The following is a 12,370-nucleotide window of genomic DNA, read 5'->3' as shown; positions in this document are numbered from 1 at the left end:
GCCTCAAGAGGCATCTGCATCGGATTGTTCAAGTAGGCGAGTTGCGATGGCATGCATCATCTGCTCGCCATTGTGCAGGAGGCGCTGCATCAATTGGCGCTCCTCCTGCAGCGTGCGAGCTATTGCCAAAATGGTTTGTTGTTCTGTCAGTGATGGAAGCCCAATCAAGGCCTCTTCCAACACCTGGCGGCGAATACTTTTGGTCAGGGTGCCTTCGGCATGCAGTTCGAAGTAACGCTGGCAGGGCTGCTGATTGAGCTGCCAGGCGAGGAACTCCGGGATCAGTGCATCAGATTGTGGTCGTACCACATAAAAGTGGGGGGCCGCCACAGCTGGCAGTGAGGCATGCCGGGTATCAACCAGCACGGCATAGTTTTGGTTGCCCCGTGCTGCCACCAGAATATCTCCAGTTTGCAGCCAGTCCGGTGCTTTTTTGCCAGTTGCCTCACTGCGCAAGCAGCTCATCCAGTCGACACCGAACTCTGACGAGGTGTCTTTCATCTGCACAACGGCCAGATTCCCCTCTGGATACTCGGGGATCTTGCCGCGAAACGGATAACCAGCGCTGATAGTGGCGATTTGGTTCAGGTGTAATTTCACAAAAAATCTCGTCATCGCTAATGATGCTGATGATTAGTGTCTCTGATGAGACTTTGTTCCGTCAAGACAAAGTTCGAACTTTTTTTTGCATCAATGGCGATGAATCTTTTGTGTGGCTCTCACATGTGAAAGTTTTCCCTCCGTAAAAAACGCTCTTGGTGCCCAAATTGGACAACTACAGCGACGAGGATTTCGCCAGCCCCCCGATACGCTCTTGCATGCTGATGATTGCTACGAGGAGACCATCTGCATGCGTGAACAAAATCCGCCGCTTTACGGTGACAACAATGGGGCAATCCTGAAAGAGCTTTATGAGCTTAAGCTGCTGGTAATCCAGCAAGGACAGGCGCAAAAAGAGGTGCTTTCTGCCGAGGAGTGCGCTGAGTTGCTGGGGGTTTCTGTCAGCTATGTGTACCGGCTGACCAGTGAAAAGCGTCTGCCGCATTACAAGCCACAAGGCAAAAAGATCTACTTTAAGCGGGCCGAGTTGCTCGATTGGCTGCTCTCCCACCGCATTTCACCGGACGCCGAACTCACTGAGCATGTAACCAAGCGTGTGCGGCAAGCTAGCCATGGGCGGTTGTGAGGCTGTTATGGAACGAGATCTCATAGCATCTCACTGGCCTCAGGATCTCCGGTCGGCTTTTATTGAACCACCGAAACCCCTCGATTTTGTCCTCCCAGGGCTGCCGGTGGGCTGCGTTGGTGCTTTGGTGTCACCGGGAGGAGTGGGCAAGTCGATGTTGGCATTGCAACTGGCAATGCAGATCGCCGGTGGGCCGGATTGGATTGAACTTGGCAAGCTGGGCAGGGGGGCTGTGCTCTACCTGCCTGCCGAGGACCCTTGGCCTGTACTGCACCAGCGCTTGTTTGCCTTGGGCGGAGGCCTTGATGCTGAACTTCGTGCCAACGTTGAACGAGGCCTTCGTTTGATATTGCTTCAGGGTGCCAGCCCGAATGTGCTGGATAGCCATTGGTGGGAAGCGATTGCTATTTGGGCTAAAGGGGTGAGGTTGATTGTCATCGATACTTTGAGGCGCTTCCACGATGCCGACGAGAATGCGGCCTGTGCCATGACGCAGGTACTAGGTCAGTTGGAACGGCTGGCCATGGGGCTGGGATGCGCTGTGCTGTTTGTACACCACACCAGTAAACCTGCGGCATTCCAAGAAGCTGGCGATCTGCAGCAGGCAAGCCGTGGTTCGTCGGTACTGGTGGACAACGTTCGCTGGCAGGCCTATCTCGCCACTATGACCAAGAAAGAGGCGCAGAAGCTGGGTGTATCGGTAGAGAAGAGCCAGCTTTACGTGCGGTTTGGGGTAAGCAAAAGCAATTATGGGCCGCCACTACCAGAGCGCTGGTTGGTGCGGGGGGAAGGTGGTGTGCTGCACCCCGCTGGTTTGGACGTAATACGCCAGGCTGGAGGTAAACGTGTCTTGCTTTGAATTGACCCATGTTAGGCACGACCATATGCACTGCCTTGCTCCCGGGTTGTTTAGGGCGATCTCGCATGGCCAACGCCGCCGTGACAAGCTGGAGGTGATTTACCGTTTCGGTGGTGGCAATCAGATCGAGTTCTCCGGGCCTGAGCCGTTGGGTGCAGATGACCTCCGTGTGCTTCAGGGGTTGGTTGCCATGGCTGGACTTGAGTCACAAAGTAACGAGATTAAGCCAGTTGCAGTGAGCGAAACTGGGACGATATTGCGAGATCTTCTGGATCTTCGTTGGGCTGCCAACCAGCAAAGGGTATTGGTGGTCAGAAGCAGCCTGCGCAAACTGGCCAAGGAGATTGGATACGCCAATCCTCGGGATACCAATACTGTACGTTGCTGTATCGAGCGATTGTGGAAGGTGTCGGTGATCGCAAAGGTGGCTGGCCAGCGTAGCGGATTTCGCTTATTGGCGAATTATGTCAGTGACACTCAGACTGATGGACTTTTTGTGGCGCTTAATCCCTTGCTGACCTACGCCATTATGGGTAATGGCCGCCATGTTCGTATCGACATGACAGAAGTTCGGCACTTGAATGGCAGCATCGCTCGGTTGTTGCATCAGCGGCTATGTGCCTGGGTGGATTGTGGTCAGAAAAGGGCAGTGCAGTTAGACACCTTGGTCGCTTATGCCTTCCCCGATGAGGTCAGCACGGCCACCCATCGCAAGCGGCAATCACGAGTTCGCAAGGCATTGGATGAGCTGACTGCTTTGGGCTGGTCTATCTGCGAACATGCCAAAGGGCGGTTTACCATCGGCAGGCCTGCACTATCACGATAACGGTCACAAACTATCACGAAAGTGGTCACAAAGTTCACGATAACGGTCACAAGCCAATTCAGTGAAACCCAGTTACCGCTTGGGCTGCAGGGCGATCCTGAAATCCGATCTATATTATCTAAGATAATCTAGGCCAGCGCATGGTTGCGCTGGCCTATTTGTTGGCTCTTCCTGGCCATGATCTTGTCGAGGGTGCTTCTATCACCCCAAGACATTGGGGAAATCGAGCATGGCATCTCGGCGCCGCGATTCAAGAATGTCGGCGTAGATCTCGGTGGTTCTCAGCTCACTGTGCCCCAGCAAGCGGGAGAGGGCATAGATATCGACGCCGCGGTTAAGCTGGATGACGGCGAAGGTATGACGCGCGCTGTGGAAGGTTACCTTCTTGGTTATACCCGCCAGCAACGCCCACCGGGTGAGCTCCATGTTGTGCCAAGCCGAGTACTTGAGGCCCTTGAAGATCCGCTCTGTTGCCTTGCCTAGGCGCCCCATCAGCTGCATCGCCATGTCATTCAAATCCAGGTATTGCAGGCCGCTGGTCTTTTTCTGGGTGAAGACGATACGGTAATGGCCATAGAAGGGCTCAAGCTCGGCCCAGGTCAGCTTGTGAATGTCGGACCAGCGCAAGCCAGTGCAACAAGAGAACAGAAAGGCGCGCTTAAGAACGTCGTACCGGCACTCGGCCTGGGCCAAGGCTCGTACCTCTTCTTCGGTCAGGTAAACCCGTTTGTTCTTCTCCCCCTGGATAGCTTTGACACGTCGTACCGGATTATCCGGTAGCAGCCGTTCCTGCTCCGCCTGGTTCAGGGCCGCCCTTAACTTGTTGAAATAGGCACTCTGGGTGTTGCGGCTCAATGGTGTGCCGCTTTTGGTGCGGGCCTTGTGCATCAGGTAATGCCGAAATCCCTCCAGGAACAGCTGATCTACTTCCTCGAAAGTCAGCTCCGGCAGCTTATGGTACTGGCGTAAATGCTTGAGGGCTGATATCCAGATGGAATGGTTGCTCTTGCTGCCTGCCGCTTTTTGGTCTGTAACCTCTTGGAAGTACTCGAAGAAGCTGGCCTTGTAGGCGTTCGAGAAATCCAGATGGTGTTTACCAGTCTCGTACTCGAAGAGTCGCTTGGCGCGGATGGCTTCGGCTGCTCGCTGGGTTTCTTTGTTGTGGAGCCGCTGTGCTGGGGTACGCGGCTTGTCGTACAGGAAGAGATCCAGGGTCTCTCTGCTGCGTTTGTGCTTGCGGATGCCCGTGGTTGGGTCAAGGTAGGAGCCGGCGTAGTAGGTTAAGCGCAGAGCGCGCTTGCCTTCGGCGTCCGGTGCGCGGTATTCGATGCTGATCTTCATAAGTGTCCCCCAAAAGTACCCCAAGAGGTTACGTTGGGGTACTCTCGGGGTAAATTCTCACGAAACAAGATCAGGCAAGAATAGCCAGTAAAAAACAAAGTCCAATATTTACAATGTCTTATGTTCTAACTGGCTGCTTTTTATTGCTGATTTTTCACCACATTACTTGCCGATGCAGAAGCTGGAGAAGATGCGGCCCAGCAGATCGTCGGAGCTGAATTCGCCGGTGATCTCGGAGAGGGACTCCTGCGCTAGGCGCAACTCTTCGGCCACCAGCTCGCCAGCCACGAACACTTCCAGCTGCTCTTTGGCTACCAGCAGGCGCTCGGCGGCACGCTCCAGCGCATCCAGATGGCGGCGGCGGGCCATAAAGCCCCCTTCGGTGTTGCCCTGGAAGCCCATGCAGGCTTTCAGGTGCTCGCGCAGGGCGGGCAGCCCCAGCTCGGTTTTGGCGGAGATGCGGTAGACGGCGTGGCCCTGCTCCTGGCTCGGTGCCAGATCCTCGCCTGTCAGATCGGCCTTGTTGCGAATGACGGTAAGGCCGATGTTTTTTGGCAACCGATCAACAAATTCCGGCCAGATCTCCCGCGGGTCAACCGCATCTGTGGTGGTGCCATCCACCATAAACAGCACCCGATCGGCCTGTTCAATCTCGGCCCAGGCGCGTTCGATACCGATCTGCTCCACCTTATCCTGGGTGTCGCGCAGACCGGCGGTGTCGATGATGTGCAGCGGCATGCCATCGAGGTGGATGTGTTCGCGCAGCACGTCGCGGGTGGTTCCGGCAATCTCGGTGACGATGGCCGACTCGCGCCCCGCCAGGGCGTTGAGCAGGCTCGATTTGCCAGCGTTGGGACGACCGGCGATCACCACCTTCATCCCTTCCCGCAGCAGAGCTCCCTGTTTGGCTTCCCCGCGCACGTCGTCCAGCTCGGACATGATGGCGTAGAGGTCACCCGCCACCTTGCCGTCGGAGAGGAAGTCGATCTCCTCGTCCGGGAAGTCGATGGCCGCTTCCACATAGATGCGCAGCCGGATCAGGCTCTCCACCAGTTGCTGGATTTTGCTGGAGAACTGCCCCTGCAGGGAGTGCATGGCGCTGCGGGCGGCCTGTTCGCTGGAGGCTTCAATAAGGTCAGCGATAGCTTCGGCCTGGGCCAGATCCAGCTTGTCGTTGATGAAGGCGCGCTCGCTGAACTCGCCGGGGCGGGCAGGACGAATGCCGTCGATTTTCAGAATGCGGCGGATCAGCATGTCCATGATGACGGGGCCGCCGTGGCCCTGCAGCTCCAGCACATCCTCGCCGGTGAAGCTGTTGGGGGCTTTGAACAGCAGGGCGATGCCCTGATCCAGTACCTGGCCTTGCTCATCCCTGAACGGCAGATATTCGGCGTAGCGCACCCGCGGGAGCTTGCCGAGCACTATCCCGGCGACCTGTTCGGCGGCGGGGCCGGAGACCCGGACTATGCCGACGCCACCACGGCCTGGCGCGGTGGCCTGGGCCACGATCGTATCTGTTGTCATCTTGCTTGGCTCGTTTGTTCGCTGATAGGAAAACGTAGTGGGAGACATTGTAATAAAAAAGGCGGCCCGAAGGCCGCCTCTTTTGTCATCACGGGAAGATTAGCTGCGTGAATGCAGTCCTTTCTTCTCCAGCTGACGATAGATGATGGTCTGCTGGATGATGGAGATGACGTTGCTCACCAGCCAGTAGAGAGTCAGGCCAGCCGGGAACCAGAGGAACATGAAAGTGAAGATGATCGGCATGAACTGCATCACTTTCTGCTGCATCGGGTCGGTTACGGTGGTCGGGCTCATCTTCTGCAGATACCACATGGAGGCACCCATGAGGATTGGCAGCACGAAGAAGGGGTCCTTCACTGACAGGTCAGTGATCCACAGGGCAAACGGCGCGTGACGCAGTTCAACGGACTCCATTAGTGCCCAGTAGAGGGCGATGAAGATCGGCATCTGAACCAGGATCGGCAGGCAGCCACCCAGCGGGTTGACCTTCTCCTTCTTGTACAGCTCCATCATGCCCTGAGACATCTTCTGGCGGTCATCGCCGAAGCGCTCACGCAGGGCCGCAATCTTGGGTTGCAGCATGCGCATCTTGGCCATGGAGGTGTACTGGGCCTTGGTCAGCGGGAACATGATGCCGCGCACCAGCAGGGTCAGCATGATGATGGCCAGACCCCAGTTCTGGACGAAACCGTGGAACACGGTCAGCAGCCAGTGCAGCGGTTGGGCGATGAACCACAACCAGCCGTAATCGACGGTCAGGTCGAGGTGGTTAGCCACCTTGGCCATCTGGTCTTGCAGCTTGGGACCGACCCACAGCTTGCTGGTCACTTCGGCCTGTTGACCGGCAGCCACGTCAACCATCGGCGCCTTGTAACCGATGATGGCCTGGCCTTTACCCGGGATCACGCGGCTGTAGAAGCTGTTGGTATCGTCGGCATTCGGAGCCCAGGCTGAGACGAAGTAGTGTTGCAGCATGGCGACCCAACCACCCTTGGTGGTCTTGTTCAGGTCGGCATCCTTCATCTCGTCGAAGGTGTACTTCTTGTAGCGGGTATCTTCAGTGGAGAAGGCACCACCACGGTAAGCGCTGGCTACCATGGCATGACCTTCCTGATCCTTCGGCGTTGCTACGGTCTGCTTCAGCTGACCATAGAACTGCACCTGAACCGGCTCGGTAGACTTGTTGTCGATCTTGTAATCAACGCCAACGGCATAGTCGCCACGCTTGAGGATGAACTCCTTGGTGAAGACCACACCCTTGCTGTCGGTCCAGGTCATCGGAACGACGACTTGATCCTGACCATCGGCCAGCTGATAGCTGGTCTGGACGGCTTCATAGGTAGGACGACCTTCGGCCTGACTGTCCGGACCGTTGCGACCCACCAGACCGCTCTGGGCGATATAGAGGTGCTCAGGCTGGCTGGTCAGCAGCACGAACGGTTGGTCCTTGCCCTCTTCCAGTTTGTGAGACAGCAGTTCGGCAGACACGACGTCACCACCCTGGGTATCCAGGGTCAGCTTGAGCACGTCAGAGGAGACGGTGATCAGCTTGCGTGCGGCAGTCGCGTTGGCTTGCTCGGAAACCTGAGGAATATCACCGGTCTGACCGGCTTCAGGTACGAAATGTTCGGTTTGGGCCACGGTAGTCGGGGCCGGCTTCGGAGCCTTGTCGGACTCCCACTGTTGCCAGAGCAGAAAGCTCACGAACAGCAAACCGATCAGGAGTAGATTGCGTTGTGATTCCATAGTTTTCAGTTTCTTCGCTTTGGTTGCGGAACCGGGTCATAACCACCCTCGGATAAGGGATGGCATTTTAATAGACGTTTGCTGGCTAACCAAACGCCTTTTATGAAACCGTGAAGTCGGATGGCTTCTATCGCAAATTGGGAACAAGTCGGGGTAAAACGGCAGCGCGGCCCGAGCAGAGGGCTAATGATTAGCTGATACAGGCGTATCAGTTTGATAGCTACCCATTGCAACGGCGTGACAGGGTGCGCCATAGCTTTTCCAGTAACTTGAACAGTTCCTCGTTATCCATCTCTTTCACACCGGCCTTGGCGATCACCACGATGTCGATAGCGGGCAGCTGATGTTGTTTGAGGCGGAAACTTTCCCGAACCACCCGTTTGACACGATTACGCCAAACGGCACGCTTGAGTGCTTTTTTGGGCACAGCGAGACCAAGACGAGGGTGTTCGAGCGAATTGGGAGAAGCGAGAAGGGTAATCTGCGGAGAGGCGGCCCGGACAGGCTCGGCGAAAACGCGTTTGAAGTGTTCGGGAGTTAACAGACGTAACTCCCGAGAGAAGGTGTGCTGGGTAGGCATTAGACTACCAGGCGGGCACGACCCTTGGCACGACGAGCGGCCAGAACTTTACGACCGTTGGCAGTTGCCATGCGGGCGCGGAAACCGTGAGAGCGCTTGCGCTTCAGGTTGGACGGTTGAAAAGTACGTTTCATGATTCGATTCCGTATTTCTGTACAGTTTTGATTGTCACACTTAGCCGACGCGCCAGCTATAGCGTGTGACGACTAGCAAAAGAGGCCGAATTCTAAACAGAGTTCGGCTTTTAGTCAATCCGCCGTTCCCTCTCATCCTGCCATGGCCTTGAAAGGGCCACTGCCGAGCGTGAGGATCCAGAGGATCAAGGGCTCCGGATTATACTGGCAACCCGGGGTTAAACAAGGGATCCCTCAATAAAAAAGGCGGCCAGGCCGCCAAAGAGAGAGCTATTTAAGGACTTTCCGCAAGAACTCCCGGGTACGGGGATCCTTGGGATCGACCAATATCTGATCCGGTGGGCCCTGCTCGACGATCCGCCCCCCTTCCATGAAGATCACCCGATCGGCAACATCACGAGCAAATTCAATCTCATGGGTCACCACCACCATGGTCTGGTGCTGGCGGGCCAACTCTTTCATCAGTCCCAAAACCTCGTCGACCCACTCGGGATCGAGGGCCGAGGTGGGCTCGTCAAACAGGATCACCTTGGAGTGTGCCGCCATGGCGCGGCCAATGCCGACCCGCTGCTGCTGGCCGCCGGAGAGGGAGGCCGGATAGGCATCCTGCTTGTCGGCAAGACCAATATCCTTGAGGATGCCGAGCGCTGTGGCGCGGGCCTCCGCTTTTGGCTGCTTCCAGACGGTGATCAGTCCTTCGGCGATGTTGTCTAGCGCCGTCTTGTTGGCAAACAGGGCATAATTTTGGAACACGAAGGAGGCCCGTTTACGCAGCTCGATCGCCTGCTGTTCGCTGGCCTTGGCCAGATTCAGCTCAAGATCGTCGATGGCAAGGGTGCCCGCATCCGGGGTCTCCAGCAGGTTCAGGCAGCGCAACAGGGTTGACTTGCCGGTGCCGGAGGGGCCGATGATGACGACAATTTCCCCCTTTTTGACCTCCAGATCGATGCTGTTGAGCACCTGATTGCCGTGATATGCCTTGGAGAGGCCGGTTAGCTTGATCATGAGAGCCCTCCTTTAATAGGCACGGTTGAGACGAACTTCCAGCAAATGCTGCAAGCGGGTAAAGAAGATCACCACTACCCAGTAGATCAGCGCCACCGCCATAAAGCTCTCGAAGAACTTGAAGGAGGAGGAGGCTTCCATCTGCGCCTTGCCCATTATCTCGGCCACTCCCAGCGTGAAGGCGAGCGAGGTGCTCTTGATCATGTCGATGAAGTAGTTCATCAGCGACGGGGTGGCGATACGTGCCGCCTGCGGCAGGATGATCCGCTGCATCGCCTGATAACGGCTCATGCCGATACTGAGCGCCGCTTCCATCTGGCTTTTGTGAATGCCGAGGATGGCTGCGCGGATCGACTCGGCCATGTAGGCGGCGAAGTGCAGGGTCAGACCGACGATGGCGGCGGTAAAGGCATCCATTCCCACGAAGATCGGGAACAGTTGCGGCAGTCCGTAGTAGAGCAGGAACAGCTGAACGAGTAGCGGTGTACCCCGAAAGAACGAGATATAGAGCATCGCCAGCCAGTGAATCGCGGGGACGCGAAACACCCGTACTATCGCCAGGGCCAGCGAGAGTACGAGTGCCAGCACGAATCCCCACAGGGCCATCTCCATCGTGGTGCCCAGGTATTTGAGCAGGATGGGAAACAGCCCCAGCGTGTATTCGAGGTCAAATTCCATCATTTATTTGTCGGTGATGTCGGAAGCGAACCATTTCTCGGAGATCTGACGCAGGGAGCCATCCTTGCGCATGGCGGTCAGGGCCTCGTCGACCTTCTTCAGCAGCGCCTGTTTCTCCGGGGTCTTCAGGAAGGGCAGGGCGTTCTCGATAGTCTCGAACGGTGCGCCAGCCTGTTGCAGCGGCAGCTTGGACTCCTTGATCAGCTGGGCGGTGGAGACGCGGTCCATCACGAAGGCATCGATGCGACCCAGGGCGACATCCTGCTCGAAGGCGGAGTCATAGGTGCGGATGTCGATCTTCTTGTTCGGGTCGTTCTTGCGCAGCAGCTCTTCAAAGTTGGAACCCAGGTTCACGGCCACCTTCTTGCCTTCCAGATCCTTGATGCCATGAATGGTGCTGTTGCCCTTGCGTACCACGATCTGGGCGCCGTCATAGACGTAAGGCTGGGAGAAGTCGTACTTCGCCTTGCGCTCGTCGGTGATGGTGATCTGGTTGGAGATGGTGTCGATGCGGCCGGTTTCCAGCATGCCGAACAGGCCGGAGAAGCTGGCGGTCACGAATTCGACCTTGTAGCCGGTGCGCTCGCCGATCTGGTTCCACATATCCACTTCAAAGCCTTGCAGCTTGTCCTGCTTGACGAAGGTGAACGGGAAATATTTGCCAGACATGCCGACCTTGATGGTCTCCTGGGCGATGGCCTGACCGGACAGGGTGGCGAGCAGGATGGCTGCGCCGGAAATCAGTTTGATGGATGTTTTCATGGTGTTTCTCTCTCAATGTCTTGTATTTGTAGTTGTAATAACTGGTTTGGCCCTGATGTTATTGGAATAAAATTTAAAAAATAAATGACATTTGGTTATATGAAATAACAGGAGAGAAGCACGGGATCGACCAATCCGGACGGTGGATCAAGCTGTGGGTAACTTTGGGGATGAAATCCGATCCAAAGGCGCTGGATCCTTGAAAGTCAAGGATCTTATTTGCTGGATCCACCGGGCGATGGCTGGAGATCCGGCGGCTAAAAACGTAGAATAGCCGGTCTTTAGTTAATCAATCGACAGGAGTTTAGAGTGACTGCTTCGCTATGGCAGCAGTGCCTTAACCGGCTGCAAGATGAGTTGCCCTCGGCAGAATTCAGCATGTGGATCCGGCCGCTTCAAGCGGAGTTGAGTGACAATACTCTGACCCTGTATGCACCGAATCGCTTTGTTCTGGACTGGGTACGAGATAAGTATCTCATCCGGGTTAACGGCATCATCAATGAACTCTATGGGGTCGACGGCCCCACCCTGCGTTTTGATATAGGCAATCGTCCCCATCCCGTCGCTGTCGCCAGAGCGCCAGTGCAGGGGGCCGCGCCTGTGAATAACTTGCAGAAGAGCTGGGAACGCAAGGCTGAAACCAAGCCAGAGCCGAATCACAAGAGCAACACCAACGTGAACTATACCTTCGAGAATTTCGTCGAGGGTAAGTCCAACCAGTTGGCGCGTGCGGCTGCCCGTCAGGTAGCGGACAATCCGGGTGGTGCTTACAACCCGCTGTTCCTCTATGGCGGCACCGGCTTGGGTAAAACCCACCTGCTGCACGCCGTTGGCAATGCCATCAAGGAGAGTAAAAAAGATGCCAAAGTCATCTATATGCACTCCGAGCGGTTTGTTCAGGACATGGTGAAAGCGCTGCAAAATAACGCCATTGAAGAGTTCAAGCGTTACTACCGCAGCGTCGATGCCCTGCTCATCGATGATATCCAGTTCTTCGCCAACAAGGAGCGCTCCCAAGAGGAGTTCTTCCATACCTTCAATGCCTTGCTGGAAGGTAACCAGCAGATCATCCTGACCTCGGATCGCTATCCGAAGGAGATCAACGGTGTCGAGGATCGCCTCAAGTCCCGCTTCGGCTGGGGTCTGACCGTGGCGATCGAACCACCGGAGCTGGAGACCCGCGTCGCGATCCTGATGCGCAAGGCCGACGAGAACCAGGTTCATCTGCCGGACGAAGTGGCCTTCTTCATCGCCAAACGTCTGCGATCCAACGTCCGTGAACTGGAAGGTGCCCTCAACCGGGTGATCGCCAACGCCAACTTCACCGGTCGTGCCATCAACATCGATTTCGTGCGCGAAGCGCTGCGCGATCTGTTGGCACTGCAGGAGAAGCTGGTCACCATCGACAATATCCAGAAGACGGTGGCGGAGTACTACAAAATCAAACTGGCGGATCTGCTCTCCAAGCGGCGTTCCCGCTCTGTTGCCCGTCCGCGTCAGCTGGCGATGGCACTGGCCAAGGAGCTGACCAACCACAGTTTGCCGGAGATAGGTGATGCCTTTGGTGGCCGTGACCACACTACCGTTCTTCATGCCTGCCGCAAGATCGAGCAGCTGAAGGAGGAGAGTCACGACATCAAGGAGGACTATTCCAACCTGATCCGTACCCTTTCTTCCTGATAACGGAATCGAGTGGACAGATGCAGCGCGAATATTCCAACCTGATCCG

14 protein-coding genes are annotated in these 12,370 nt (G+C 56.2%); 4 read left to right on the top strand and 10 right to left on the bottom strand.

The window, feature by feature from the left end:
• Positions 1–3 precede the first annotated feature (3 nt).
• Complete coding sequence (locus tag A9G06_RS09945) at positions 4–600, bottom strand: restriction endonuclease subunit S (protein ID WP_253182324.1); 597 nt, start codon at positions 598–600, stop codon at positions 4–6.
• Between the two features lie 250 nt (positions 601–850).
• On the opposite strand from A9G06_RS09945, the gene A9G06_RS09940 reads away from it, so the two are divergent.
• From A9G06_RS09940 to repC, 3 genes are read left to right on the top strand one after another with little or no spacing between them, the layout of a single operon-like run.
• The gene (locus A9G06_RS09940; RefSeq protein ID WP_069555118.1) at positions 851–1,186 is read left to right on the top strand and encodes a helix-turn-helix domain-containing protein; all 336 of its coding nucleotides are present in this window, start codon (positions 851–853) and stop codon (positions 1,184–1,186) included.
• A complete protein-coding gene (locus tag A9G06_RS09935) occupies positions 1,173–2,045 on the top strand; it encodes a helicase RepA family protein (protein ID WP_367141881.1) in 873 nt (290 codons plus the stop codon). The genes A9G06_RS09940 and A9G06_RS09935 overlap by 14 nt, the downstream gene beginning before the upstream one ends.
• Positions 2,032–2,871, top strand: a complete 840-nt coding sequence (gene repC, locus A9G06_RS09930; RefSeq protein ID WP_083243764.1) for a replication protein C, IncQ-type — start codon at positions 2,032–2,034, stop codon at positions 2,869–2,871. Before A9G06_RS09935 ends, repC begins: the two co-directional genes overlap by 14 nt.
• Before the next feature lie 201 nt (positions 2,872–3,072).
• On the opposite strand, the gene A9G06_RS09925 is transcribed toward repC, so the two are convergent.
• The 9 genes from A9G06_RS09925 to A9G06_RS09890 form a co-directional block, all read right to left on the bottom strand.
• Positions 3,073–4,212 (bottom strand): site-specific integrase, encoded by a 1,140-nt coding sequence (locus A9G06_RS09925; protein ID WP_069555116.1) that lies wholly within the window; start codon positions 4,210–4,212, stop codon positions 3,073–3,075.
• A gap of 162 nt (positions 4,213–4,374) precedes the next feature.
• Positions 4,375–5,736, bottom strand: a complete 1,362-nt coding sequence (gene mnmE, locus A9G06_RS09920; RefSeq protein ID WP_042063286.1) for a tRNA uridine-5-carboxymethylaminomethyl(34) synthesis GTPase MnmE — start codon at positions 5,734–5,736, stop codon at positions 4,375–4,377.
• A 99-nt stretch (positions 5,737–5,835) separates the two neighbouring features.
• Positions 5,836–7,482: a membrane protein insertase YidC gene (yidC, locus tag A9G06_RS09915; protein ID WP_069555115.1), complete on the bottom strand. Its 1,647-nt coding sequence runs from the start codon at positions 7,480–7,482 to the stop codon at positions 5,836–5,838.
• A 5-nt stretch (positions 7,483–7,487) separates the two neighbouring features.
• A complete protein-coding gene (yidD, locus tag A9G06_RS21465; protein WP_075116235.1) occupies positions 7,488–7,736 on the bottom strand; it encodes a membrane protein insertion efficiency factor YidD in 249 nt (82 codons plus the stop codon).
• Complete coding sequence (rnpA, locus tag A9G06_RS09910) at positions 7,703–8,062, bottom strand: ribonuclease P protein component (RefSeq protein WP_005342318.1); 360 nt, start codon at positions 8,060–8,062, stop codon at positions 7,703–7,705. The genes yidD and rnpA overlap by 34 nt, the downstream gene beginning before the upstream one ends.
• Positions 8,062–8,196, bottom strand: a complete 135-nt coding sequence (rpmH, locus tag A9G06_RS09905) for a 50S ribosomal protein L34 (RefSeq protein ID WP_005307156.1) — start codon at positions 8,194–8,196, stop codon at positions 8,062–8,064. Before rpmH ends, rnpA begins: the two co-directional genes overlap by 1 nt.
• Before the next feature lie 270 nt (positions 8,197–8,466).
• Positions 8,467–9,201 (bottom strand): amino acid ABC transporter ATP-binding protein, encoded by a 735-nt coding sequence (locus A9G06_RS09900; RefSeq protein WP_069555114.1) that lies wholly within the window; start codon positions 9,199–9,201, stop codon positions 8,467–8,469.
• A 12-nt stretch (positions 9,202–9,213) separates the two neighbouring features.
• The gene (locus tag A9G06_RS09895; protein ID WP_019445518.1) at positions 9,214–9,882 is read right to left on the bottom strand and encodes an amino acid ABC transporter permease; all 669 of its coding nucleotides are present in this window, start codon (positions 9,880–9,882) and stop codon (positions 9,214–9,216) included.
• Positions 9,883–10,641: an amino acid ABC transporter substrate-binding protein gene (locus tag A9G06_RS09890; RefSeq protein ID WP_005339308.1), complete on the bottom strand. Its 759-nt coding sequence runs from the start codon at positions 10,639–10,641 to the stop codon at positions 9,883–9,885.
• Between the two features lie 309 nt (positions 10,642–10,950).
• Here A9G06_RS09890 and dnaA point away from each other — a divergent pair, with 309 nt between their 5' ends.
• Positions 10,951–12,321, top strand: a complete 1,371-nt coding sequence (gene dnaA, locus A9G06_RS09885; RefSeq protein ID WP_042063291.1) for a chromosomal replication initiator protein DnaA — start codon at positions 10,951–10,953, stop codon at positions 12,319–12,321.
• Positions 12,322–12,370 lie beyond the last annotated feature (49 nt).

This window comes from Aeromonas sp. DNP9, assembly GCF_001728955.1.
In the GTDB taxonomy this organism is placed as follows: domain Bacteria; phylum Pseudomonadota; class Gammaproteobacteria; order Enterobacterales; family Aeromonadaceae; genus Aeromonas; species Aeromonas veronii.
The sequence above is the reverse complement of the archived record's forward strand: the minus strand, read 5'-3'. Positions and strand labels throughout refer to the sequence as shown.

What these genes read in the sequence shown, in the direction of transcription:
- yidC (WP_069555115.1), bottom strand. Translation starts at nt 7,482, where the DNA reads ATGGAATCACAACGCAATCTACTCCTGATCGGTTTGCTGTTCGTGAGC.
- A9G06_RS09900 (WP_069555114.1), bottom strand. Translation starts at nt 9,201, where the DNA reads ATGATCAAGCTAACCGGCCTCTCCAAGGCATATCACGGCAATCAGGTG.
- A9G06_RS09935 (WP_367141881.1), top strand. Translation starts at nt 1,173, where the DNA reads ATGGGCGGTTGTGAGGCTGTTATGGAACGAGATCTCATAGCATCTCAC.
- yidD (WP_075116235.1), bottom strand. Translation starts at nt 7,736, where the DNA reads ATGGCGCACCCTGTCACGCCGTTGCAATGGGTAGCTATCAAACTGATA.
- A9G06_RS09895 (WP_019445518.1), bottom strand. Translation starts at nt 9,882, where the DNA reads ATGATGGAATTTGACCTCGAATACACGCTGGGGCTGTTTCCCATCCTG.
- A9G06_RS09925 (WP_069555116.1), bottom strand. Translation starts at nt 4,212, where the DNA reads ATGAAGATCAGCATCGAATACCGCGCACCGGACGCCGAAGGCAAGCGC.
- A9G06_RS09940 (WP_069555118.1), top strand. Translation starts at nt 851, where the DNA reads ATGCGTGAACAAAATCCGCCGCTTTACGGTGACAACAATGGGGCAATC.
- rnpA (WP_005342318.1), bottom strand. Translation starts at nt 8,062, where the DNA reads ATGCCTACCCAGCACACCTTCTCTCGGGAGTTACGTCTGTTAACTCCC.
- rpmH (WP_005307156.1), bottom strand. Translation starts at nt 8,196, where the DNA reads ATGAAACGTACTTTTCAACCGTCCAACCTGAAGCGCAAGCGCTCTCAC.
- A9G06_RS09890 (WP_005339308.1), bottom strand. Translation starts at nt 10,641, where the DNA reads ATGAAAACATCCATCAAACTGATTTCCGGCGCAGCCATCCTGCTCGCC.
- mnmE (WP_042063286.1), bottom strand. Translation starts at nt 5,736, where the DNA reads ATGACAACAGATACGATCGTGGCCCAGGCCACCGCGCCAGGCCGTGGT.